We start from the raw sequence: 23,039 nt of genomic DNA, 5'->3' as shown, positions 1-23,039 counted from the left end.
TGGGATACTCCACAGATGCCCCGCGTGCTCCTGATAGAAGACGACCCGTCCGTCCGCGAGGGCGTCGAACTCGGGCTCCGGCGGCGCGGACACGAGGTGCGGACCGCCCCCACCGGGGAGGCGGGCCTCGCCGCGCTCGGGGAGTTCCGGCCGGACCTGCTCCTGCTCGACCTGATGCTGCCCGGCATGAACGGCGTCCAGGTCTGCCGCCGGGTCCGGGAGGACAGCCAGCTCCCGATCATCATGCTCACCGCCCGGGGCGACGACTTCGACATCGTCGTCGGCCTGGAGGCCGGGGCGGACGACTACATCGTCAAACCCGCCCGCACCGAGGTCATCGAGGCCCGCATACGGGCCGTGCTCCGCCGCATCGAGGAACCCGGCGGCACGCGGCCCGCCGTCGAGTCCCACGGCGGACTGACCGTCGACCGGGCCGGGCTCACCGTCACCAAGGCGGGCGAGCGGATCGCCCTGGCCCCCTCCGAGATGAAGCTGCTGCTCCACCTCACCGCCGCCCCCGAGCAGGTCTTCAGCCGGCAGCAGCTCCTCGAACACGTCTGGGAGCACAACTACCACGGGGACGCGCGGCTGGTCGACGCCTGCGTCCGCCGGCTCCGGAACAAGATCGAGGACACCCCGGGCGAACCCCGCTACATCCAGACCCTGCGGGGCTTCGGCTACCGCTTCGGCCCGCTGTGAAGGCCTGCGTGAGGGCGGAGGCGTCCGCCCCGGAGGACGACGGACCCCCCGGCCGGGCGCCCGGCGGTCCCTCCGGCGGCTCCTCCGGCGGGGAGGGCGCGGTGACCCGCCGGAAGGTCCGCACCCCGCGTCCGCGCCCGCACCCCTTCGGCCTGCGCACCCGGCTCGTCCTCGCCTTCCTGCTCGTCGCGGCCGTCGGCTGCGGCACCACCGCCGCCCTCACCTACCGGGCCGCCCGCAACGCCGTCCTGGAACAGACCCAGAACACCGCCGTCTCCGCCTTCCGCGAGCAGGTCGACGAACTCGTCATCACCCTGCCCGTCGACACCGACACCCTGCGGGACGCGCTCCTCCGGATCGCCCGCCAGGGCAAACCCCGCCCCTGGCGCGTCTACGCCGAGTACGGCGCCGTCCGCCTCTCCTCCACCGACCGCCCCACCTCCTCCGTCATCACCCCCGAACTCCGGGACCGCGCCACGACCCGGGCCGCCACCCCGCACAGCGGCTTCCAGCGCGTGGTGAAGGACGGCGTCCCGTACCTGACCGTCGCCGTCCCCGCCGTCTTCCGGACCCACGCGACCGAGGGCACGGCCCAGCACACCGGCCTCGTCCTCTACGCCGTCATGGAGCTGAACGAGGAGGAGGCCGACATCGAGGCCATGGTCACCGCCGCCCGCGACGGCGCCCTCCCCGCCCTCGCCGTCGCCCTGATCCCCGCGCTCGCCGCCGCCCGGGGCGTCCTGCGCCCCGTACGGGAGCTGCGGCGCGCCGCCCACAGCGTGGGGCGCGGCCGCCTCGACACCCGCATCCACGCCAAGGGCCGCGACGAACTCGCCGGCCTCGCCCGTACGTTCAACGAGTCGGCCGCCCGCCTCGAACGCTCCGTCGCCGAACTCCGCGACGCCGAGGCCCGCGCCCGCCGCTTCGCCTCCGACGTCTCGCACGAACTGCGCACCCCGCTCGCCGGGATGCTCGCCGTCACCGAGGTCCTGGACGAGGACGCCGGGAACCTCGACGGCGACACGGCCCGCGCGGTCCGCCTGATCAGTGCCGAGACCGGCAAACTCGCCCTCCTGGTCGAGGACCTGATGGAGATCTCCCGCTTCGACGCCCGCGCCGCCGAACTGCACACGGACGAGGTCGACGCCGCCGACTGCGTCCGCAAGACCCTCCAGCACCGGCACTGGACCGATCCGGAACAGGTCGTCGCGCACCTCGCGGAGGGGATCAGGGCCCGGCTCGACCCGCGCCGCTTCGACGTCGTCGTGGCCAACCTCGTCGGCAACGCGCTGCGGCACGGGGAGGCGCCGGTCACGGTCCGGCTGTACGCGGAGGGGGACGTGCTCGTGACGGAGGTCGCCGACCGGGGACCGGGCATCGGCCCGGAGGTCCTGCCGCACGTCTTCGACCGCTTCTACAAGGCGGACCGGGCCAGGACCCGTTCGGAGGGCAGCGGCCTCGGCCTCGCGATCACCCTGGAGAACGTCCGGCTCCACGGCGGCACCGTCACGGCGGCCGACCGGCCCGGGGGCGGGGCCGTGTTCACCGTACGGATGCCGCGGTGAGGCGCCGGACGGGCGGCCCCGCCGGGCGCCGCCGCACCGCCGCCGCGTTCCTCTCGGGCCTGGTCGCCCTGGCCGGCTGCGGCATACAGGAGAGCGACGTGGTGGAGGCGGGCGGGGCCGCGACCGTCGCCGTCGGGCCGGTGCCCGAGTACCGGATGGTGCTCTACTTCCTCGGCCCCGACGGCCGGACGATGCCGGTGGCCCGCGACACCGGGCACCCCGACCGGTTCTCCGTCCCCCCGCCGGGCGGTCCGGGAACCGGGCGGGTGCCCCACGAGGGGTCCGGGCCCGGACACGGGCTCCCCGCCGGCGCCCCGGGCTCCGGGCGGGGCGCCACCGACAAGGTCCTCGCCGCGCTCCTCGCCGGCCCGTGGGACACCGAGAGGGCGGCGGGCCTCACCACCGCCCTGCCGGGGGGCGGCGCCCGGACGCCGCGCGTGGAGGCGGACCCGGCCGGGTCCGCCTCGGCCCGTCTGCTCCGGGTCCCCTTCGCCGTCGGGGACCTCCCGGAGGGCGCCGTCCGCCAGCTCGTCTGCACGACGGCCTACGCGGAACACCCGGCGGGCCGGATCGAGGTCACGGTCGGCGGCCCCGACGGCACGCTGCCCGCCGCCCGCTGCGAGGAATGAGGGACGACGGCGTCCGCCGCGACGGGCCGGGTGCGAGGGCGTCCGCGGTGCGGAGCCCGGGTCCTAGGGCGTGTGTCGAAAGTCCCGTCTGCCCGGCGGCGCCCGGCACGCACGCTCGCCGCGTTGTCGGGATCATTCCGATACACCCGGTATCGGGGCGACCCTCCGCCTTGCGATCGCACGCACCGGACACCGCCGGGCCTGCCCTCCGGGCAGACGACGCCGCTTTCGACACACGCCCTAGCCCGCCGCCCGCAGGTCCGCCAGGACCGCGTCCGTGAACACCGGCCAGGCCTCGACCGCCCACGGCCCGAAGGGCCGGTCGGTGAGCACCACGCACGCGGCCCGCGCGTCCGGGTCGATCCACAGGAAGGTGCCGGACTGGCCGAAGTGCCCGAAGGCGCGCGGCGAGGAACCGGCGCCCGTCCAGTGCGGGGACTTGCCGTCGCGGATCTCGAAGCCGAGGCCCCAGTCGTTGGGCCGCTGGTGCCCGTAGCCGGGCAGGACGCCGGTCAGGCCCGGATACGCCACGGTCATCGCGTCCAGGACGGTCCGGGCGTCGAGCAGCCGGGGTGCCTGGACCTCGGCGGCGAACCGCGCCAGGTCGTCCACGGTCGACACCCCGTCCTTGGCGGGCGAGCCGTCGAGGGTCGTGGACGCCATGCCCAGCGGTTCCAGGACCGCCTGGCGCAGGTACTCGGCGAAGGGGATGCCGGTGGCCTCGGCGACGTGGTCGCCCAGCACCTCGAAGCCGGCGTTGGAGTAGATCCGGCGGGTGCCCGGCGCGGCCGCGACCCGGTGCTCGTCGAAGGCGAGCCCCGACGTGTGGGCGAGGAGGTGACGGACGGTCGAACCCCCGGGCCCGGCCGGCTCGTCCAGCTCGATCGCCCCCTCCTCGTACGCGACGAGGACCGCGTACGCCGCGAGCGGCTTGGTCACCGAGGCGAGCGGGAAGCGCCGCCCGGTGGGGCCGTGGGCCCCGGCCCGGGTGCCGTCCGCGCGGACCACGGCGGCGGCCGCGGCGGGGACGGGCCAGTTCTCGATCGACGCCAGGCTCGGCAGGCTGCTCTCCACGGGACTCTCCATGGCACCGAGCCTACTTGTCCCCCGGACCGGGCTTGCTTCGAGCGCACTCCAACCTTTTAGCGTGGGGGCATGAGCGTGATCGCGAGCACGACCACGAGCGATACGAGTACGGGCACGGGCACGGTTCGTACGGGCACGGCCGGCACGGCCACGGGCCGCACGGCGGCGGACGCCGCGGGAACGGGCGGCGGCCGGGCACGGCACCACACCATCAGCGAGGTCGCCGCCCTGACCGGCCTCTCGGCGCACACCCTGCGCTGGTACGAGCGGATCGGCCTCATGCCGCACGTCGACCGTTCGCACACCGGGCAGCGCCGCTTCACCGACCGCGACCTGGACTGGCTGGCCTTCGTCGGCAAGCTGCGGCTGACCGGGATGCCGGTCGCCGACATGGTCAGGTACGCCGAGCTGGTGCGCGAGGGCGACCACACCCGCGACGAACGGCGCGCGCTCCTGGAGGCCACCCGCCGGGACGTCCTCGCCCGGATCACCGAGCTCCAGGACACGCTCGCCGTGCTCGACCTCAAGATCGGCCATTACGGGACCACCAGCGGAGGAACACCTTCATGAGCAGCGCGACCAGGATCGACACCGTACGCCTCGGGGGCCAGGACGGACCGGAGGTGGGGGTCCAGGGCTTCGGCGCCATGGGCATCAGCGAGTTCTACGGCGCCACCGACGAGGCCGCCGCCCGCGACACCCTCGACGCGGCCCTGGAGGCCGGCGTCACCCTGATCGACACCGCCGACATCTACGGCAACGGCGCCAACGAGGAGTTCCTCGCCCCCTTCCTCGCCGCCCACCGCGACGAGGTCGTCCTCGCCACCAAGTTCGCCATCGAGCGCCGCGCCGACGACCCGGCCCACCGGGGAGTCCGCAACGACCGCGCCTACGTCAGGAAGGCCGTCGAGGCCAGCCTGCGCCGCCTCGGCGTCGAGACCATCGACCTCTACTACATGCACCGCCGCGACCCGGAGGTCCCGTTCGCCGAGTCCGTCGGCGCGATGGCCGAACTCGTCCGGGAGGGCAAGGTCCGCTTCCTCGGCCTGAGCGAGGTCACCGGGCCCGAACTGCGCGAGGCCCACGCCGTGCACCCGATCGCCGCCCTCCAGTCGGAGTGGTCGCTCTTCTCCCGGGACGTGGAGCGCAGCGCGGTCCCCGCCGCCGCCGACCTCGGCGTGACCGTCGTGCCGTACTCGCCGCTCGGCCGGGGCTTCCTGGCCGGGGCGTTCGCGGACGCCGCCAGGGAACTCCAGGAGGGCGACTTCCGGGCCCAGCAGCCCCGGTTCACCGGCGAGAACGCGGAACGGAACGCCGCCCTGCTCGGCCCGGTCCGCGAGATCGCCGCCGCCCACGGGGTGACCCCGGCGCAGACAGCCCTCGCCTGGGTCCACCAGCGGGCCGCCGTCCACGGCCTCACGGTCGTCCCGATCCCCGGCACCCGCAGGCGCTCCCGCCTCCTGGAGAACGCCGCCGCCACCCGCGTCACCCTCACCGGCGCCGAACTCGCGGCGCTGGAGCCGATCGCCGGCCGGGTGGCGGGCGACCGCTACCCGGACATGCGCTTCACGTCGGTGCACCGGGAGGTCTGACCCTCCCCGGCGGGCCCCGCTCACACCGGCCCCAGGGCGAACGCCGCGAAGCCCGCCGCGAGCAGCGCCGCCAGGACGCGGAGGGCCGGACCGGCCTTCGCCCACGGGGACTCGAAGCCCCGGGCGTACCGGCCGATCAGGACGAGGAGCCCGGCGAAGACCGGCATCCAGAGCAGCCGGGCCGCGATCCAGCCGGCCGAGTCGGGCGCGCCGACCAGGCCCGGGACCTCCCCGGCGTACGAGGCGGGGATCGCGGCGGCGAGCATCGCCGTCTGGTGCCAGCACAGGACCGTCATCGCGGAGAGGTTGACGACCACGACCGGCGCCCACAGCGCGGGCCGCCGCAGGGCCGCGCCGAGCCGGTCGCGGAGCAGGATCGCGGCGCCGCCCTGCGCGGCGGCGAGGGCCAGGACGAGCAGCGACGGGGGGTGCGAGTTGGTGCGGGCCTCGCCGGGGACGCCGACCATCGACGCCGGGTAGCCGAAGACGAGCAGCAGCACGGCGAAGAGGACGGCCCCGCCGGCGAGGAGCGCCCACGCGTGGCGCCGGGTGACCCGGCCCTCGCCCCACGAGACGCCGAGCTGGTAGGCGAAGAGCCAGCCGGGCAGGATGTTCAGCAGGCTCAGCCAGGACGGCACGGCGTCGGCCCAGGGCCCGTACCGCAGGAGGTCGACGACGGCGACCGAGCCGAGCAGCGGGGCCGCCGCCCACACCCCGAGCCGGCGGGCGGCCCGCACGCAGTACGGGGTGAGCGCGGTGACCACCGTGTAGACCCCGACGAACCAGAGCGGCTGGACCACCAGCGTGGACGCCGTCCGCAGGGTGTCCACGGGGACCCCGGGCCCGAAGTGGAGGAGGGGAAGGAGCACCGCCCACACGGCGGTCACCCCGAGCACCGGGCGTCCGAGCCGGGCGAGCCGTCCCCTGAGCCAGTCGCCCGTGGAGCCCTTCCGACGCCGGTACGACAGGACGGAGGCGTACCCGCCGACCAGGAAGAAGATCCCCAGCATCTGGAGGACCCAGCTGACCGGCGCGAGACCGGCGAAGGCGCCCAGGGGGCTGGCGTTGTGGATCGCGCCGTCGGAGGAGGGAGTGAACCCGCCGAGCAGCCAGTGCCCGGTGGGCACGGCGAGCAGGGCGAGGGCCCGCAGCCCGTCGACCGCCCGGTCGCGGTGGGCGGGGGTGCCCGACTCGATCCGCCGGACGGCGGCGGCGAGGGCGCCGCGCCGGGCGGGGGCCGGCGGCGGGGTCGTGGGGGCGTTCCGCCGGGCCGGTGCCGTCGGGGCGCTCATCGCACGTCCCCCTCGGCGATCGCGGCGAACGCCCGGAGGGAGGAGGTCCCGGCCGCGAAGTAGCCCCCGTGCCCGGCGGCGTCCCCGGCCGGGACCGGGCGCGCGCCGAAGGACGGTTCCGCGGGGTCCGCGCCGTGCCCGAGTCCGGCGAACGAGACGTTCGGCACCCGGTCGATCCAGTCGGTGGGGTCCTTCGCCGCCCAGACCCGCGCGGAGGTGCCGAGTGCGGAGACGTTCGCGGCGCGCATCCCCGGCGAGCCGAGCACGACCAGGTCCTTCGCCTTCAGCTCGCGCGCGGCGAGTCCGCAGACCACCGAGCCGTAGCTGTGGCAGAACACCGAGGGCTCGGCCGCCCCGACGGCCGCGAGCCCCTCCGTGAAGCGGGCGAGCCGTTCCGCCCCCGCCCCGGCGAGCCGGCCGGTGGCCGCGTCCAGGCCGACGCCGACGGGGGTGGTGTACCCGGCCCAGGCGACGACCGCCGTACGGCCGCCGGTCGCCCGGCGCAGCGCGGTCGCCATCTCCACGAGCGGCCGGACGTGCCCGGCGTCCACGTCGGAGCCGGGCACGATCACCGCCACGTGCGCGGCCCGTGCCAGGTCCCCGTACACCAGGACCACCTGGCCCCGGCCGCGCGGATCGTGGGCGAGGACCCGCGCCTCCCCGAACCGCCCTCCCGTCGTGAGGGCGTTGGCCTCGTACCGCAGCTCCGGGGGAGCCCCGTCCAGGTTCCCGACGACCGAGGGATGGGCGCGGGCGAGTTCCCTCCGGCGTGCGGGAGCGAGTCCCGCGAAGAACCGCGCGGTCCCGGCCGGCCCCATCCGCTCCGGGTCCGGCAGTCCCGCGTCCCGCCAGGCCCCCGTCCCGGCCGGCGCGCCGGTCACGGCCTCCTGCGCGTCCCCGGACGCCCATCCGGCCGTCCCGGCGACCACGCCGGTCACCAGCGCGGCGGTGATCAGGGCCCTCGTCATACGGCGCATGCGGCCGCCCTCCCTCTCCGGTCCTCGTTCGGCCGCCGTTCGTCCGGCGACGGGAGGAAGGTAGGAAGAGGAGGGGTGACGGCACGTCACACCGGGGAGCCAACTCCCCTTTGATACCGGGGTAGGGGGTGGAGGAGCGGTGGGCCCCAGGGCGGGGGTGGGGCTTCCCCCAGGGGCCGTCTCCTCCCGGGGGTGGGGTTTTCCCGGGGGCGGCCCCCGGGGCCGTACCCGGAGCCGGGCGGGGTCCGGGCGGTGCTCGGGGCGGACGGCGGCCGGGCCGGGTGGGTGCTCGGGGCGGGCCGTGTCCGGAGCGGACCGTGTCCGGGGCGGGCGGCGCCCCGGTCAGGCGGTGCCCGGCGTCACGAGCCCCGACTCGTACGCGAAGACCACCGCCTGGGCCCGGTCGCGCAGGTCCAGTTTGGCGAGGACCCGGCCGATGTGGGTCTTCACCGTCTGCTCGGCGAGGACCAGGCCCTCCGCGATCTCCTGGTTGGACAGGCCCCGGGCGATCAGCTCCAGGACCTCCGTCTCGCGCGGCGTGAGGCCGTTCAGGCGCAGGGCCGCCGTGTCCCGGCGCGGGGCCGGGCGGGAGGCGGCGAAGTCGGCGATCAGGCGGCGGGTCACGGAGGGCGCGAGCAGCGCCTCGCCCGCCGCCACCACCCGCACCGCCGCGATCAGGTCGGCCGGCGGCGCGTCCTTCAGGAGGAATCCGGACGCGCCCGCGCGCAGCGCCTCGTACACGTAGTCGTCCACGTCGAAGGTGGTCAGCATCAGCACCTTCGGCCGGTGCGCGACCCCGGCCGGCGGACCCAGGATCTCGCGGGCCGCCGCGAGCCCGTCCAGCTCCGGCATCCGCACGTCCATCAGCACCACGTCCGGGTGCGCCGACCGCGCCACCTCCACGCCCAGCCGCCCGTCGGGGGCCTCCCCCACGACGTCGATGTCGGGCTGCGCGGCGAGCAGCGCGGCGAAACCGGCCCGCACCATGGCCTGGTCGTCGACGATGATCACGCGGATGGTCACTCGGGGTCCTTCGTACGCAGGGGGAGCCGGGCCGCGACCCGGAAGCCGCCGTCCGGCAGCGGCCCGGTGTCCAGCGTGCCGCCGGTCAACCGTACGCGCTCCCGCATGCCGACGAGCCCGTGCCCGGTCCCGGAGGCGCCCCGCTCGACGGACGAACGCCCTTCCAGGGACGGCCCGTTGACGACGAGGACCGTCAGCCACCCGTCGCCGGACCGGACGGAGACCCGGGTCGGGGCGCCCGGCGCGTGCCGGACGACGTTGGCGAGGGCCTCCTGCACGATCCGGTACGCGGAGAGGTCCACGGCCTGCGGCACGTCGCCGAGACCGGCGGCGAGCCGCAGCTCGGCCGGCACCCCGGCCCGCACCGCCGCCTCCACGAGCTGCTGGACCCGGTCGAGACCCGGCTGCGGGGCCCGTTCGCCCTCGCCGCCGTCGCTGCGCAGGACGGAGAGCAGCCGGCGCATCTCCGCCAGCGACTCGCGCGCGCTCGCCGCGATGGAGACGAACTCCTCGCGGGCCGCGTCGGGGAGTTCCGGGATGCGGTACGGGGCCGAGTCCGCCTGCACGGTGATCACGGACATGTGGTGGGCCACGACGTCGTGCAGCTCGCGCGCGATCCTGGCCCGCTCCTCCAGGAGCGTGCGGCGGGACCGTTCGGCCTCGCTGATGGTCTCCTGCTCCACGAGCCGCCGCTGCGCGTCTCCCCGGGCGCGGACGGCCGAGGTGAGCAGCAGCAGCACCCCGCTCAGGACGAGCAGCAGGGTGTGGACGCCGATCTGCCCGGCGGGCCGCAGGGCCCCCAGGAGGTAGCCGGCCGCACCGGTCGTCAGCCACACGCCGAACAGGACCCGCCGGGACTCGCGGAGGCCGAGCGCGAGCATCAGCGCGCAGTAGCCGATGACGGCCGGCGGCGTCCAGGGCCAGAGCCGCGCCTGGGGGCCGTCCGCGCCCAGCATCGCGAACGCGCCGAGCACGTCGGCGGCGAGGACGATCCACCAGGCCTGGAGGGGGTGGGCGACGGCGAGCAGCAGCGGGGCCGCCTGGGCGGTGCCGATCGCCCCGGCGAGGGCGCCGTTGACCCCGTAGTCGTGGATGAGGAGGTGGATGGTGGTGGGGACCAGCGAGGCGGCGAACGCGAGGGCGACGGCGTACGGCAGCAGCCGCACCCACCGCGAGGAGGCGTCGGCGAACAGCGGGGTCCCGGGCGCGGCGGGGGTGGTGAACGCGGCGCCGAGCCCCTGGAACGCCCCGTGCGCCCCGACGGCCCGCAGCGCGCCGGAGAGGGAACGGCGGCCGGCGCGCGGCCCGGACCGAGGAGCGGCGGACCGCCCGGACCGCCCGGACCGGTCGGACCGGTCGGCGGGCGGCTCCGAGGCCGCGTTCGGCTGGTCCTGGAGGGGCGGCTCGGAGGGCGCGTTCCGCTGGTCCTGGGCGGGCGGTTCGGAGGGTGCGTTCCGCTGGTCCCGGACGGGCTGCCCGCAGGGGGAGGCGGCGGGCGGTCCGGGCGGCGGGGCGGCGGGCGGTCCGGAGGGGGAGGGGACGGGCGGCTCGGGCCGCGGTTCGGTAGCCATGACCCGCCCAGGGTAGGCAGCGGCTCCGGCGTCCGGCGTCATACCCGGGACCGGGACGCGGCCTGGTACCGGGGTATGACGCCGGACGCGGAGGACCCGGAATCCGGACCCGGAATCCGGACCCCGCCCACGGCCCGGACCCTCAGAGCTCCGCCAGCAGGTCGGCCTTCTTCGCGGAGAACTCCTCGTCCGTCACCAGGCCGGCCCGGTGCAGCTCGCCCAGGTGGCGAATCCTTTCGGCCACCGCTTCGGGCGCCTGGGACCCGACGGGCACGGGGGTGCGGTCCGCGCCCCGGACCGCCGCGAGGACGGCGGCCGCGAAGGGGAGCGACTCGTGGACGAGCCCGTAGCCGAGGCCGAAGACGACGGACGCCGGGTCGTGGTCGGGCCGGGTGGGCCGGAGTGCGGCGTCCCGGGGTATCAGCCGCAGGTGCCCGTCGAAGACCTCGGGCGAGCGCCACTCGATCCCGCACAGGTCCCGCACCGAGAAGGTCTGGTCGCCCGCCTTCCACTTCTCCGAGGAGGCCCCCGTCCAGAACCAGCGGAACGCGACCTCCGAACCGCCGTCGAAGGACGCCTTCCCGTCGTACGCCTTGAAGGACAGCGGCCCCGGCGGCGGCGCCACGAGGAACCGCTCGGCGGGCGTCACCGTCCCGCCCGTCCCGTACGCCTCCTCCGGTCCGCCGGGCCCGTCGGGCGCGCCGTCCCGGCCGGGCCCCACGGGCGCGCCGGTTCCGCCGAGCACGTCGGTTCCGTCGTACGGGGCGCCCCCGCCGTGTCCGGAGGCCCCCGCGACCTCCGGCTCCCGGGGCAGGAGCGCCCGCAACTCGTCCCGGTAGTACTCGGCGAGCGTCTCCCGGTCCGCCGGGAGCACCAGCCGGTACGGGTCGCAGCTCTCCTTGAGCTGGCCCGCGGCCGCCTCCATCAGCGGATCGGCGCCCGGCCTCGGCACGGCGTGCAGCACGACGGTCCCCCGCTTGCCGGGCGAGAGCGTCGCGGACGCCAACGCCTCGTACGGTACGCGTCGTTCGCGCAGGACCTGGAAGAGCTTCGGCGTCCGAATCCCCCGTTCGAAGCGGATGACGAGGGCGTCGCTCTCGAACTCCCAGGTGGCATGAATTCCGGCCAGCACATCACCCATGCGGCTCATCGTAAGCGGCACCCGCCCCGGCGTCGCCCCCGTGAAAGGTCCGGAAATCACGGGATCTACACGCGTCAGGCCCCCTCCGTACCGGAAATTCCCTCGCGGCAGGCGCTGCCGGCGCGCGCGCAGACCAGTCGCGGGTAGGCGCCGGTGCCCAGCGCGGCGAAGTTGCCGAGGCTCACCGTCCCCGGCTCGAAGTAGCCGCTGTGCCCGGTGGCCCCGCCCGCCGAGAGCAGCCGCGCGCCGAACCCGGGCTCCACCGGGTCCGCACCGTGCCCGATGCCGCCCACCGTCACGTGCGGCACGTCCGCTATCCAGTCGTCCGCGTCCCGCATCGCCCAGATCCGGGCCGGGGCGGCGAGGTCGGCGGCCCGCTCCACCCGCATCCCGGGGCTCCCGGCCACGGCCACGTCCGTCACCCGGGCGGGCAGCCGGGGCGCGGCGGCTCCGCAGAGCACGGAGCCGTAACTGTGGCAGAAGAGCGTCACCCGGGCGTCCCCGGGCAGCGCCTCGGCCAGTCCCACGAGCCGTGCGGCGCCCGCCTCGGCGAGACGGCCGGTCATCGTGTCGATGCCCATCCCGGCGGGCGCGGTGTAGTCGGCCCAGGCGATCACCGCGACCCGGACGCCGGGCGCGGTCCGTCGCTCGGCGTCGTAGAGGGCCCGGGCCATGCCGACGGGGGCCCCGTACCGGCCGTGGGTCCTCTGGAAGGTGAGGAGGTTGGTGTCGGCGCCGGGCACGACGACCGAGACGCGCCGGGCCCGTTCCAGGTCCCCGAACACCTCGGCGACCCGGCCCGTGCCCGTCGGGTCGAACGCGAGGACCTGGCGGTCCGGCCGCAGCAGCGCGGCGAAGCGGTCGATCCGCCGCCGGGCCTCGTGACGGCCCTCGGGGGAGAGGCGGGGATCGTCGGCCCTGCCGTGCTCGGCGTCGTACGCGCGCGCGAGCGTGATCCGGTTGGCGCGGTAGCGCAGGGCCGGGGGAGCTCCGTCGAGGTTGCCGACGACGAGCGGGTGCCGCTCGGCGAGCCGGGCCCCGGCCGCCGGGCCGAGCCCGGTGAAGAAGGCGGCGACGGTACGGGCGGGGGTGCCCGGCCCGGGCAGCGGGCGGTGGCCGGCCCGGTCGCGCGCCCACGCCGCGAGCGCGGCCTCGCGGGAGATCTTCGGCACGGTCCGGTGCCGGGGCGCGGTCCACCCGGTGGTCGCCAGGAGCACGAACACGACGGCGAGCGCGCACAGGGCGCGCGTGACGGTGAGGGTGGGCGAGGCGCCGGCGGGGATCACGGGCCGCCACCCTACGGGGCGGGCGCGCCGCGCCGGACGGCCGGGGCGGGCGCGGTACGGAGGGGGACTACGCGGTGACGCCGTGTGCCTTCCCGGCCCCGGGAAGGGACGGGGAGGCGGCGCCGGACCCGGGCCCGGGAAGGGACGGGGAGGCGGCGCCGGACCCGGGCCCGGCGCCCGGCCCGCTCCGGGCCCCCGCTCCGTTCCCTGCCCCTGTCCCGCCCCCGAGCCCCGCTCCGTTCCCGGCCCCTGTCCCCGCTCCGTTCCCGTCCCGCCAGCGCGGTGTCAGCGCCGGGCCGAGGTGGTCGAGGTACTCCTCGGTGAGCGCGCGGATGGCCCCCAGGCTCTGGTCGGTCCCCCGGCCCCACATCTGGCCGGTCACCCGCATCACCCCGCTGAACGCCGCCACCGCGATGCGGGGGCGCGGGTCCTCGTCCACGTCGACGCCCTCGCGTGCGGCGATGATCCGGGCGATGGTCTCCTCCATCTCGGTGGAGCGGCGCAGGTGGACGGCGAGCAGCGCGGGCGTCGACTCGATCAGCCGGAAGGTGCGCAGGTACAGCGCGACCGGGACGACCTCGGTGATGGCGTCGCCGATGGTGTCCCAGGCGCAGAGGACGGCGTTGCGCATCGCGTCGAGGGGGCCCTCGGCCGGGGGGCGCTGTTCGAGGGCGCGGACGAAACGTTCTTCCACCATCTGCTGGACGGCGAAGGCGACCTCCTCCTTGGAGGAGAAGTAGCGGAAGAAGGTGCGCTGGGAGACCTCGACGGCCTCCGCGATCTCGTCGACCGTGGTCCGCTCGTACCCGTGGGCGGTGAAGAGTTCCAGGGCCACCCGGATCAGCGCGTCGCGCGTGCGCTGCTTCTTCCGCTCGCGCAGTCCGGGCAGGGTCACCTCGGGGTCCTCTTTCCACACGTTCCACAGACGTTTTGCAAGGTTTTGCTCCAGATCAGAGTACCTGTGAGCTACGTGACAGTTACCGGCGCGTGAATCGCTTTGTCAATTGTCAGCGGCTGACACTAGCCTCGGCCGTATGACTAGTCAGACCACCGTGAAAAAGGCCCCGCAGGGTCAGGGGGATGCCCCGGGAGCCGTTCCGGGCCCGGCGAAGGGACTGCGCGGCCATCCGTGGCTGACCTTGTTCGCCGTCGCCGTGGGCGTGATGATGGTCGCGCTCGACGGCACGATCGTCGCGATCGCCAACCCCGCCATCAAGGAGGACCTCGGCGCCACGCTCGCCCAGGTCCAGTGGATCACCAACGGCTACCTGCTCGCGCTCGCCGTCGCCCTGATCACCGCCGGAAAGCTCGGTGACCGCTTCGGCCACCGGCAGACCTTCCTCATAGGCATCGCCGGCTTCGCCGCCGCCTCGGGCGCCATCGGCCTCTCCCACTCCATCGGGGCCGTGATCGCCTTCCGCGTCCTCCAGGGCCTCTTCGGCGCCCTGCTGATGCCGGCCGCGCTCGGCCTGCTGCGCGCCACCTTCCCCGCCGAGAAGCTGAACATGGCCATCGGCATCTGGGGCATGGTCATCGGCGCCTCGACGGCCGGCGGCCCGATCGTCGGCGGCCTGCTCGTCGAGCACGTCAGCTGGCAGTCCGTCTTCTTCATCAACGTGCCGGTCGGCGTCGTCGCCCTCGCCTTCGGCCTGGTGATCCTCAAGGACCACCGCGCGGAGAACGCGCCGCGCTCCTTCGACATCCTCGGCATCGTGCTGCTCTCCGGCGCCATGGCCTCCCTGGTCTGGAGCCTCATCAAGGCCGGCGAGTCCTGGGGCTGGGGCAGCGCCAAGACCTGGGGCGGCCTGATCGGCGCGCTCCTCCTCTTCGCGGTCTTCGCCTTCTGGGAGACCAAGGTCAGGGAACCGCTCATCCCGCTGGCCATGTTCCGCTCCGTGCCGCTCTCGGCCGGTGTGATCCTGATGGTCCTCATGGCCTTCGCCTTCATGGGCGGCCTGTTCTTCGTGACCTTCTACCTCCAGGGCGTGAAGGGGCTCAGCCCGGTGGACAGCGGCCTGCGCCTGCTGCCGCTGACCGCGATGATGATCGTCTCCTCGCCGCTGGCCGGCGTGCTGATCACCAAGTTCGGCCCGCGCGTGCCGCTCGTCGGCGGCATGGTCTGCACGGCCGTCGCCATGTTCGGCATGATCACGCTCTCCCCCGACACCGGCGCCTTCGCCATGTCCCTCTGGTTCGCCCTCCTCGGCCTCGGGCTCGCCCCGGTCATGGTCGGCGCCACCGAGGTCATCGTCGGCAACGCGCCGCTGGAGCTCTCCGGTGTGGCCGGCGGTCTGCAGCAGGCCGCCATGCAGGTCGGCGGCGCCCTCGGCACGGCGGTCCTCGGTGCCGTGATGTCCTCCAAGGTCTCCGCCGTCTTCGCGGACAACTGGAAGGCGGCCGGCATTCCGGCTCCGCCCAGCCCGGAGCTGGAGCAGGCGGCGGAGTTCGGCATGGCTCCGGCGCAGCTGGCCCAGGCGCCGGGGATGACCCCGGACGTCTTCCAGCGGATCACCGGCGTCATCCACGACACCTTCCTGGAGGGCATGGGCCTGGCCTTCACCGTCGCCGGTGTCGTCGCGGTCGTCGCGGCGCTCGTCGCCACCCTCACCAAGCGCGGTGAGAACGCGGAGGCGGGCATGGGCGGCGCCCACATCTGAGGCCCGCTCCCCGCTCCTCGCACGGCCCCTTCCGGACGCGGTCCGGAGGGGGCCGTCGCCCGTTCGGGTGAAGAAGCTTTGGCCCCCTTCTCAACCGGCGGTCACCTCCGGCAGAGTTCTGGTGACAGAGAGTGACGAAACCGGGGGTTCAGCACCATGCGTGATCTGTGTACGAAGCGACTTCTGACGACCGCCGCCCTGGCGGTCCTCCTCCTCACCACCCTGCCGGCCGCCGCCACCGCCGGAGCGCCGCCCGGACCGCCGGCCGGCGGCGGGGCGGCGGTCGCGGCTCCGGGGACGAAGCTCGGCCCCTGCGGCCCCGGCCGGCTCTGCCTCTGGGCCAAGCCCGACTTCAGGGGCAGGGCGCAGAGCCACGAGCTGGCCACCACCGACATCGACAGCTGCGTCGCCCTGCCGGCCGGCACCTCGGCCCAGTCCCTCGCCAACCGCACCGGACGGCCGGTCACCACGTACCAGTCCGCCGAGTGCGCGGAGACGGGCGAGTTCGAGACCTACCCGGGCAAGGGGACCTGGGTGCCGCAGACGCCGTACGAGGTCAGAGCGTTCAAGATCTGGGAGCGGTAGCCGCGCCCGGGAGGACGCGAAGACTCGCGGAACGCGACGAGGAGCCCGGGACACGACGAGGAGCCCGGGACACGACGAGGGGCGGCGGGACCGTCGGTCCCACCGCCCCTCACCTTCCCTCGCGGGCCCCGTGTCACGGGCCGCGCCTCACGGGTCGCGTCCGACGGGCTACGCGTCGCCGCCCGCCGCGCCCGGGTCCGCCGCCGCCACGTCGAGCAGCTGGTAGCGGTCCACGGCCTGCTTCAGGACCGACCGCTCGACCTTGCCCTCACGGGCCAGCTCGGTCAGCACCGCCAGCACGATCGACTGGGCGTCGATGTGGAAGTAGCGCCGCGCCGCGCCGCGCGTGTCCGCGAAGCCGAAGCCGTCCGCGCCCAGCGAGGTGTACGGACCCGGCACCCAGCGGGCGATCTGGTCCGGCACCGCGCGCATCCAGTCCGAGACCGCCACGAACGGGCCCTCGGAGCCCCGGAGCTTGCGCGTCACGTACGGGACGCGCTGTTCCTCGTCCGGGTGGAGCAGGTTGTGCTCCTCGACGGCCACGGCCTCGCGGCGCAGCTCGGTCCAGGAGGTGGCGGACCAGACGTCGGCCCGCACGTTCCACTCCTCGGCGAGGATGCGCTGCGCCTCGATCGCCCACGGCACACCGACGCCGGAGGCCATGATCTGCGCCGGGATCGTGCCGGCCCCGGCCGGCTTGAGGCGGTGGATGCCCCGGAGGATGCCCTCCACGTCCACGTCCTCCGGCTCGGCCGGGTGCTGGATCGGCTCGTTGTAGACGGTCAGGTAGTAGAAGACGTCCTCGGCCTCGGGGCCGTACATCCGGCGCAGACCGTCCTTGACGATGTGCGCGATCTCGAAGCCGAACGCCGGGTCGTAGGCGACGCAGGCCGGGTTGGTCGAGGCGAGGAGGTGCGAGTGCCCGTCCGCGTGCTGGAGTCCTTCGCCGGTCAGCGTCGTGCGGCCGGCGGTCGCGCCCAGCACGAAGCCGCGCGCCAGCTGGTCGGCCATCTGCCAGAACTGGTCGCCGGTCCGCTGGAAGCCGAACATCGAGTAGAAGACGTACACCGGGATCAGCGGCTCGCCGTGCGTGGCGTACGCGGAGCCGGCGGCGATCAGCGAGGCCGTGCAGCCGGCCTCGGAGATGCCGTCGTGCAGCATCTGGCCGGTCGGCGACTCCTTGTAGGCGAGGAGGAGCTCGCGGTCCACCGCCTCGTACTGCTGGCCCAGCGGGTTGTAGATCTTGGCGCTCGGGAAGAAGGCGTCCATGCCGAAGGTGCGGTACTCGTCGGGGGCGATCAGCACGAAGCGCTTGCCGATCTCCTTGTCCCGCATGAGGTCCTTCAGGATGCGGACGAACGCCATGGTGGTGGCGATCGACTGCTGGCCCGATCCCTTCCTGGCCGCCGCGTAGGCCTTGTCGTCGGGGAGCGCCAGCGGCTTCGCCCGCACGACCCGGGTCGGGACGTACCCGCCCAGCGCCTTGCGGCGGTCGTGCATGTACTGGATCTCCTCGGAGTCCCGGCCCGGGTGGTAGTACGGGGGCAGGCCCTCCTCCAGCTGCTTGTCCGTGACCGGGATGTGCAGCCGGTCGCGGAAGCGCTTGAGGTCGTCGACCGTCAGCTTCTTCATCTGGTGGGTCGCGTTGCGGCCCTCGAAGTTCGGTCCGAGCGTCCAGCCCTTGACGGTCTGCGCGAGGATCACGGTCGGCTGGCCGGTGTGGGCCTTCGCCGCCGCGTAGGCCGCGTAGATCTTCCGGTGGTCGTGACCGCCCCGGCCCAGGTGCAGGATCTGCTGGTCGGACATGCCCTCGACCATGGCCCGCAGCCGGTGGTCGTCGCCGAAGAAGTGGTCCCGGATGTAGCCGCCGGTCTCCGTGGCGTACGTCTGGAACTGCCCGTCCGGGGTGGTGTTCAGCTTGTTGACCAGGATGCCGTCCCGGTCCTGCGCGAGCAGCGGGTCCCAGGAGCGGTCCCAGATCAGCTTGATGACGTTCCAGCCGTTGCCCCGGAAGATCGACTCCAGCTCCTGGATGATCTTGCCGTTGCCGCGCACCGGGCCGTCGAGCCGCTGGAGGTTGCAGTTGACGACGAAGGTGAGGTTGTCCAGACCCTCGCGGGCCGCGATGGAGAGCTGGCCGAGGGACTCGACCTCGTCCATCTCGCCGTCGCCGAGGAACGCCCAGACGTGGGACTTGGAGGTGTCGGCGATGCCCCGCGCCTCCATGTACCGGTTCATCCGGGCCTGGTAGATCGCGCCGAGCGGGCCGAGGCCCATCGACACGGTCGGGAACTCCCAGAAGTCCGGCATCAGCCGCGGGTGCGGGTACGAGGAGAGGCCGTTCGGGAACTTCGAGCGCTCCTGGCGGAAGCCGTCGAGCTGGGCGTCGTTCAGCCGGTCGAGCAGGTACGCGCGGGCGTAGATGCCGGGGGAGGCGTGCCCCTGGAAGAAGATCTGGTCGCCGCCGTCGCCCTCGTCCTTGCCGCGGAAGAAGTGGTTGAAGCCGACGTCGTAGAGGGAGGCCGAGGAGGCGAAGGTCGCGATGTGGCCGCCGACGCCGATGCCCGGGCGCTGGGCGCGCGAGACCATCACGGCCGCGTTCCAGCGGGTGGCGTTGAGGACCTTGCGCTCGATCTCCTCGTTGCCGGGGAAGAAGGGCTCGTCCTTGGTGGCGATGGTGTTGACGTAGTCCGTGCTGCGCATCTCGGGCACGGCCACGCGCTTCTCGCGGGCCCGCTCGATCAGGCGGAGCATGAGGTAGCGAGCCCGCTCCCGGCCCCGCTCGTCGACGGCGGCGTCGAGGGAGTCGAGCCATTCCTGGGTCTCTTCCGGGTCGAAGTCCGGGACCTGGCTGGGAAGGCCGCCAATGATGATCGGATTGCGATCTGATCCGGGAGCCACGCTCTTCCTTAGCTGTTCGGGGTGCCCACGGGGCCACGGGGTGGTCGGGATCTCCATCGTGTACCCCGCCGGCGCCAGACGTCATCTTTACCGAGAGGTAACCCTCGGGGGGCGGCCTCACGCGTGCCTGGTTACGGTCAAATCGCAACCTTACGCCCAACCCGCGCATGCGTTCCGTCCGGGCGTTCGGCAGACTGAGGAGACAGAAGTCCTCAAAAGCGGGACGAATCACTCGCACCCGGTCGCGGAGGACGGCCGGCGGTGCCGGAAGTTGCGGCGAGACGGCCCCAAACGTCACCGTTTCGGCGGTCTCCGGGGCCGGGTACTTGCGCGATCCGCCCCGGCACGTGTGGACTACGGCCAGCGCCGCGCGCATACGCGTGGCCACAGCATTTTCCGAATGAGCAGGAGGCAAGCCGTGAGCGCGACCGCGGACCACGCGGAGGAGCGGACCAACCCGGCAGCGAGGCTGGGGTTCGAGCCCGGACAGGTGGTCCAGGAGATCGGCTACGACGACGACGTCGCCGAAGATCTCCGTGAAGGCATCGAGTCCATCATCGGGGCCGATCTCGTGGACGAGGAGTACGACGACGTCGCCGACGCCGTCGTGCTGTGGTTCCGCGACGAGGACGGCGATCTCACCGACGCCCTGGTGGACGCCATCGGTCTTCTGGAGGACGGCGGCATGATCTGGCTGCTGACTCCGAAGACCGGCCGCGACGGCTACATCGAGCCGAGCGACATCAACGATGCCGCGCAGACCGCTGGTCTCTCCCAGACCAAGAGCATCAGCCTGGCAAAGGACTGGACGGGCACCCGCCTGGCCACCCCCAAGCGCTGATCACCGCACTGCGACGAGCCCCCGCCGGACCCTGTCCGGCGGGGGCTTTCGCCCACGGGCGTAGGGTGGGGTCCACCGTTTCGGCCCGCGCCCCGGTTCCGTCGACCGGGGGACCGGGCCCCGTCGAGAGGGACGCGCACGCGATGGCGATCGAGGTCGGCACCGAGGCCCCGGATTTCGAGCTCAAGGACAACCACGGGCGCACCGTCCGGCTCGCCGGCTTCCGCGGCGAGAAGAACGTGGTGCTGTTCTTCTACCCCTTCGCCTTCACCGGCGTCTGCACCGGCGAGCTGCGCGAGCTGCGCGACAACCTGCCGTTCTTCGTCAACGACGACACCCAGCTCCTCGCCGTCTCCAACGACTCGATCCACACCCTGCGCGTCTTCGGCGACCAGGAGGGCCTGGACTTCCCGCTGCTCTCCGACTTCTGGAGGCACGGCGAGGTCTCCCGCGCCTACGGCGTCTTCGACGAGGAGAAGGGCTGCGCGGTGCGCGGCACCTTCGTCATCGACAAGGCGGGCGTCGTCCGCTGGAGCGTCGTCAACGCCCTGCCGGACGCCCGGAACCTCGACGCGTACAAGAAGGCCCTCGCCGCACTCTGAGCCGTCCCCGGACCGACACCCCGTGTTCGAAGGGCGAATCGGCTGTTTCGAGCGGGAACCCGTCACTAGGATCGATTCGTTGATCCGATGCCAACGCACGACTGGGGGCGCTGCCCCTGGAAACCTATGGAGGGACTCGTGGGAGTCAGCCTCAGCAAGGGCGGCAACGTCTCGCTGACCAAGGAGGCCCCTGGCCTCACCGCCGTGACCGTCGGTCTGGGCTGGGACGTCCGCACCACCACCGGTACGGACTTCGACCTCGACGCCAGCGCCATCCTGGTGAGCGAGGAGGGCAAGGTCCGCAACGACCAGGACTTCGTCTTCTTCAACAACCTGAAGAGCGCCGACGGCTCCGTCGAACACACCGGTGACAACCTCACCGGCGAGGGCGAGGGCGACGACGAGCAGGTCAAGGTCAACCTGGCCACCGTGCCGGCCGACGTGGCCAAGATCGTCTTCCCGGTCTCGATCTACGACGCCGAGAACCGCCAGCAGTCCTTCGGCCAGGTGCGCAACGCGTTCATCCGCGTCGTGAACCAGGCCGGCGGCGCCGAGATCGCCCGGTACGACCTCTCCGAGGACGCCTCGACCGAGACCGCCATGGTCTTCGGCGAGCTGTACCGCCACGGCGCCGAGTGGAAGTTCCGCGCCGTCGGCCAGGGCTACGCCTCCGGCCTGCGCGGCATCGCGCAGGACTTCGGCGTCAACGTCTGAGCCGAACCGTTCGAACCGTCCGGCGCCGCACGGAAGTGCGGCGCCGGACGCGCCTCATCACCACCGGGGAGGAACAGAATCATGGGCGTCACGCTCGCCAAGGGAGGCAACGTCTCCCTCTCCAAGGCCGCACCCAACCTCACCCAGGTCCTCGTCGGACTCGGCTGGGACGCGCGCTCGACCACCGGGGCCCCCTTCGACCTCGACGCCAGCGCCCTGCTCTGCCAGGCCGGCCGGGTGCTCGGGGACGAGTACTTCGTCTTCTACAACCAGCTCCGCAGCCCCGAGGGCTCCGTCGAACACACCGGCGACAACCTCACCGGCGAGGGTGACGGGGACGACGAGTCCCTCGTCGTGGACCTCACCAGGGTGCCGGCCCACTGCGACAAGATCGTCTTCCCGGTCTCGATCCACGACGCCGACAACCGGGGCCAGAGCTTCGGCCAGGTCAGCAACGCCTTCATCCGTGTCGTGAACCAGACGGACGGCCAGGAACTCGCCCGCTACGACCTCTCCGAGGACGCCTCGACCGAGACCGCGATGATCTTCGGCGAGCTGTACCGCTACAACGGCGAATGGAAGTTCCGGGCGGTGGGGCAGGGGTACGCGTCCGGTCTGCGGGGCATCGCTCTAGACTTCGGGGTCAACGTTTCGTAAAGCCATGTAATTTCACGATGGGGTAGACAGTGGTTCTGAAAACCTTCGGCTGGTCGTTCGCGATCACTGCGCTCGGCCTGGTCGTGGCAGTGCTCTACGGGGGGTGGAAAGCGTTCGGGATCGTCGCGATCCTGTGCATCCTCGAGATCTCGCTCTCCTTCGACAACGCGGTGGTCAACGCCGGAATCCTGAAGAAGATGAATGCCTTCTGGCAGAAGATCTTCCTCACGGTCGGCGTGCTGATCGCCGTCTTCGGCATGCGGCTCGTCTTCCCCGTCGTGATCGTCGCCATCAGCGCGAAGATCGGGCCGATCGAGGCGGTCGACCTGGCCCTCAACCAGCCGAACAGGTACCAGGAGCTGGTGACCGACGCCCACCCGTCGATCGCCGCCTTCGGTGGCATGTTCCTGCTGATGATCTTCCTGGACTTCATCTTCGAGGACCGGGACATCAAGTGGCTCGGCTGGCTGGAGCGCCCGCTGGCCAAGCTCGGCAAGGTCGACATGCTGTCGGTCTGCATCGCGCTGGTCGCCCTGCTCGTCACCGCCATGACCTTCGCGACCCACGCCCACCAGCACGGCGGCGCGCACGCCGACAAGGCGCAGACGGTCCTCGTCTCCGGCATCGCCGGCCTCATCACCTACCTCGTGGTCGGCGGCCTGTCCGGCTTCTTCGAGAACAAGCTGGAGGAGGAGGAGGAGCGCGAGCACGAGGCCGAGGAAGAGGCCAGGCGCTCCGGCAAGAAGGTCTCCGCGGTCCAGCTCGCCGGCAAGGCCGCCTTCTTCATGTTCCTCTACCTGGAGGTCCTCGACGCCTCCTTCTCCTTCGACGGCGTCATCGGCGCCTTCGCCATCACCAACGACATCGTCCTGATGGCGCTCGGCCTCGGCGTCGGCGCCATGTACGTGCGTTCGCTGACGGTCTACCTGGTCAAGCAGGGCACCCTCGACGACTACGTCTACCTGGAGCACGGCGCGCACTACGCGATCGGCGCCCTCGCCGTGCTGCTCCTGGTCACCATCCAGTACGAGATCAACGAGGTCGTCACCGGCCTGATCGGCGTCGTCCTGATCGCCTGGTCCTTCTGGTCCTCCGTCCGCCGCAACAAGGCGCTCGAGGCCTCCGGGGGCGGCTCCGGCTCCTCCGGCGACAAGACCGAGGTGACCTCCGGGGTGTGACGCCCCCGGCGGTGAGGAACGCTTCACTGCGGGGCGGCCGGAG

At 73.3% G+C, this 23,039-nt stretch carries 20 protein-coding genes and 1 pseudogene; 12 read left to right on the top strand and 9 right to left on the bottom strand.

The window, feature by feature from the left end; translation table 11 throughout:
• Positions 1 to 15 precede the first annotated feature (15 nt).
• The 3 genes from ACZ3IL_RS06895 to ACZ3IL_RS06885 all read left to right on the top strand — a co-directional run bounded on the left by ACZ3IL_RS06895 (position 16) and on the right by ACZ3IL_RS06885 (position 2,893).
• On the top strand, positions 16 to 699 hold the full coding sequence (locus ACZ3IL_RS06895) for a response regulator (RefSeq protein ID WP_467387382.1): 684 nt from the start codon (positions 16 to 18) through the stop codon (positions 697 to 699).
• A 101-nt stretch (positions 700 to 800) separates the two neighbouring features.
• Entirely contained in the window at positions 801 to 2,264 is a 1,464-nt protein-coding gene (locus ACZ3IL_RS06890; RefSeq protein WP_467387380.1) for an ATP-binding protein, read from the top strand.
• A complete protein-coding gene (locus ACZ3IL_RS06885) occupies positions 2,261 to 2,893 on the top strand; it encodes a hypothetical protein (RefSeq protein ID WP_467387378.1) in 633 nt (210 codons plus the stop codon). The genes ACZ3IL_RS06890 and ACZ3IL_RS06885 overlap by 4 nt, the downstream gene beginning before the upstream one ends.
• 240 nt (positions 2,894 to 3,133) lie before the next feature.
• On the opposite strand, the gene ACZ3IL_RS06880 is transcribed toward ACZ3IL_RS06885, so the two are convergent.
• Positions 3,134 to 3,979: a serine hydrolase domain-containing protein gene (locus ACZ3IL_RS06880; protein WP_467387376.1), complete on the bottom strand. Its 846-nt coding sequence runs from the start codon at positions 3,977 to 3,979 to the stop codon at positions 3,134 to 3,136.
• A gap of 69 nt (positions 3,980 to 4,048) precedes the next feature.
• Here ACZ3IL_RS06880 and ACZ3IL_RS06875 point away from each other — a divergent pair, with 69 nt between their 5' ends.
• Positions 4,049 to 4,549, top strand: a complete 501-nt coding sequence (locus tag ACZ3IL_RS06875; RefSeq protein ID WP_467387374.1) for a MerR family transcriptional regulator — start codon at positions 4,049 to 4,051, stop codon at positions 4,547 to 4,549.
• On the top strand, positions 4,546 to 5,571 hold the full coding sequence (locus tag ACZ3IL_RS06870; RefSeq protein WP_467387372.1) for an aldo/keto reductase: 1,026 nt from the start codon (positions 4,546 to 4,548) through the stop codon (positions 5,569 to 5,571). Before ACZ3IL_RS06875 ends, ACZ3IL_RS06870 begins: the two co-directional genes overlap by 4 nt.
• 20 nt (positions 5,572 to 5,591) lie before the next feature.
• On the opposite strand, the gene ACZ3IL_RS06865 is transcribed toward ACZ3IL_RS06870, so the two are convergent.
• The 7 genes and pseudogenes from ACZ3IL_RS06865 to ACZ3IL_RS06835 all read right to left on the bottom strand — a co-directional run.
• Positions 5,592 to 6,863 (bottom strand): acyltransferase family protein, encoded by a 1,272-nt coding sequence (locus tag ACZ3IL_RS06865; RefSeq protein ID WP_467387370.1) that lies wholly within the window; start codon positions 6,861 to 6,863, stop codon positions 5,592 to 5,594.
• A complete protein-coding gene (locus ACZ3IL_RS06860; protein WP_467387369.1) occupies positions 6,860 to 7,840 on the bottom strand; it encodes an alpha/beta hydrolase in 981 nt (326 codons plus the stop codon). The genes ACZ3IL_RS06865 and ACZ3IL_RS06860 overlap by 4 nt, the downstream gene beginning before the upstream one ends.
• 342 nt (positions 7,841 to 8,182) lie before the next feature.
• A complete protein-coding gene (locus ACZ3IL_RS06855; RefSeq protein ID WP_467387367.1) occupies positions 8,183 to 8,863 on the bottom strand; it encodes a response regulator in 681 nt (226 codons plus the stop codon).
• Entirely contained in the window at positions 8,860 to 10,434 is a 1,575-nt protein-coding gene (locus ACZ3IL_RS06850) for a sensor histidine kinase (RefSeq protein WP_467387365.1), read from the bottom strand. The genes ACZ3IL_RS06855 and ACZ3IL_RS06850 overlap by 4 nt, the downstream gene beginning before the upstream one ends.
• A gap of 142 nt (positions 10,435 to 10,576) precedes the next feature.
• A complete protein-coding gene (locus ACZ3IL_RS06845; RefSeq protein WP_467387363.1) occupies positions 10,577 to 11,584 on the bottom strand; it encodes a DUF4429 domain-containing protein in 1,008 nt (335 codons plus the stop codon).
• 65 nt (positions 11,585 to 11,649) lie between these two features.
• Complete coding sequence (locus ACZ3IL_RS06840) at positions 11,650 to 12,861, bottom strand: alpha/beta hydrolase (RefSeq protein ID WP_467387362.1); 1,212 nt, start codon at positions 12,859 to 12,861, stop codon at positions 11,650 to 11,652.
• A 265-nt stretch (positions 12,862 to 13,126) separates the two neighbouring features.
• A pseudogene (locus tag ACZ3IL_RS06835) lies at positions 13,127 to 13,756 on the bottom strand (TetR/AcrR family transcriptional regulator); the annotation flags it as partial.
• Positions 13,757 to 13,895: 139 nt separating this feature from the next.
• On the opposite strand from ACZ3IL_RS06835, the gene ACZ3IL_RS06830 reads away from it, so the two are divergent.
• Entirely contained in the window at positions 13,896 to 15,518 is a 1,623-nt protein-coding gene (locus ACZ3IL_RS06830) for an MFS transporter (RefSeq protein ID WP_467387360.1), read from the top strand.
• Positions 15,519 to 15,674: 156 nt separating this feature from the next.
• The gene (locus ACZ3IL_RS06825) at positions 15,675 to 16,103 is read left to right on the top strand and encodes a peptidase inhibitor family I36 protein (RefSeq protein ID WP_467387358.1); all 429 of its coding nucleotides are present in this window, start codon (positions 15,675 to 15,677) and stop codon (positions 16,101 to 16,103) included.
• Positions 16,104 to 16,271: 168 nt separating this feature from the next.
• On the opposite strand, the gene aceE is transcribed toward ACZ3IL_RS06825, so the two are convergent.
• Positions 16,272 to 19,004, bottom strand: a complete 2,733-nt coding sequence (gene aceE, locus ACZ3IL_RS06820) for a pyruvate dehydrogenase (acetyl-transferring), homodimeric type (protein ID WP_467387356.1) — start codon at positions 19,002 to 19,004, stop codon at positions 16,272 to 16,274.
• Between the two features lie 418 nt (positions 19,005 to 19,422).
• Between aceE and ACZ3IL_RS06815 the strand changes: the two genes are divergently transcribed.
• The 5 genes from ACZ3IL_RS06815 (at position 19,423) to ACZ3IL_RS06795 (ending at position 22,996) form a co-directional block, all read left to right on the top strand.
• On the top strand, positions 19,423 to 19,845 hold the full coding sequence (locus ACZ3IL_RS06815; protein WP_388694541.1) for a DUF3052 domain-containing protein: 423 nt from the start codon (positions 19,423 to 19,425) through the stop codon (positions 19,843 to 19,845).
• A gap of 143 nt (positions 19,846 to 19,988) precedes the next feature.
• A complete protein-coding gene (locus ACZ3IL_RS06810; RefSeq protein WP_467387354.1) occupies positions 19,989 to 20,447 on the top strand; it encodes a peroxiredoxin in 459 nt (152 codons plus the stop codon).
• Positions 20,448 to 20,585: 138 nt separating this feature from the next.
• Entirely contained in the window at positions 20,586 to 21,161 is a 576-nt protein-coding gene (locus tag ACZ3IL_RS06805; protein WP_467387352.1) for a TerD family protein, read from the top strand.
• 81 nt (positions 21,162 to 21,242) lie between these two features.
• Entirely contained in the window at positions 21,243 to 21,818 is a 576-nt protein-coding gene (locus tag ACZ3IL_RS06800; protein ID WP_467387351.1) for a TerD family protein, read from the top strand.
• Positions 21,819 to 21,847: 29 nt separating this feature from the next.
• A complete protein-coding gene (locus tag ACZ3IL_RS06795) occupies positions 21,848 to 22,996 on the top strand; it encodes a DUF475 domain-containing protein (protein WP_467387349.1) in 1,149 nt (382 codons plus the stop codon).
• Positions 22,997 to 23,039: the final 43 nt, after the last annotated feature.

This window comes from Streptomyces sp. NPDC014907, assembly GCF_055562975.1.
The sequence above is the reverse complement of the archived record's forward strand: the minus strand, read 5'-3'. Positions and strand labels throughout refer to the sequence as shown.

Bases quoted from the DNA above. Each gene is read 5' to 3' on its own strand.
- ACZ3IL_RS06895 (WP_467387382.1), top strand. From the start codon at position 16: ATGCCCCGCGTGCTCCTGATAGAAGACGACCCGTCCGTCCGCGAGGGC.
- ACZ3IL_RS06880 (WP_467387376.1), bottom strand. From the start codon at position 3,979: ATGGAGAGTCCCGTGGAGAGCAGCCTGCCGAGCCTGGCGTCGATCGAG.
- ACZ3IL_RS06875 (WP_467387374.1), top strand. From the start codon at position 4,049: ATGAGCGTGATCGCGAGCACGACCACGAGCGATACGAGTACGGGCACG.
- ACZ3IL_RS06870 (WP_467387372.1), top strand. From the start codon at position 4,546: ATGAGCAGCGCGACCAGGATCGACACCGTACGCCTCGGGGGCCAGGAC.
- ACZ3IL_RS06865 (WP_467387370.1), bottom strand. From the start codon at position 6,863: ATGAGCGCCCCGACGGCACCGGCCCGGCGGAACGCCCCCACGACCCCG.
- ACZ3IL_RS06860 (WP_467387369.1), bottom strand. From the start codon at position 7,840: ATGCGCCGTATGACGAGGGCCCTGATCACCGCCGCGCTGGTGACCGGC.
- ACZ3IL_RS06850 (WP_467387365.1), bottom strand. From the start codon at position 10,434: ATGGCTACCGAACCGCGGCCCGAGCCGCCCGTCCCCTCCCCCTCCGGA.
- ACZ3IL_RS06845 (WP_467387363.1), bottom strand. From the start codon at position 11,584: ATGAGCCGCATGGGTGATGTGCTGGCCGGAATTCATGCCACCTGGGAG.
- ACZ3IL_RS06830 (WP_467387360.1), top strand. From the start codon at position 13,896: ATGACTAGTCAGACCACCGTGAAAAAGGCCCCGCAGGGTCAGGGGGAT.
- ACZ3IL_RS06825 (WP_467387358.1), top strand. From the start codon at position 15,675: ATGCGTGATCTGTGTACGAAGCGACTTCTGACGACCGCCGCCCTGGCG.
- ACZ3IL_RS06810 (WP_467387354.1), top strand. From the start codon at position 19,989: ATGGCGATCGAGGTCGGCACCGAGGCCCCGGATTTCGAGCTCAAGGAC.
- ACZ3IL_RS06800 (WP_467387351.1), top strand. From the start codon at position 21,243: ATGGGCGTCACGCTCGCCAAGGGAGGCAACGTCTCCCTCTCCAAGGCC.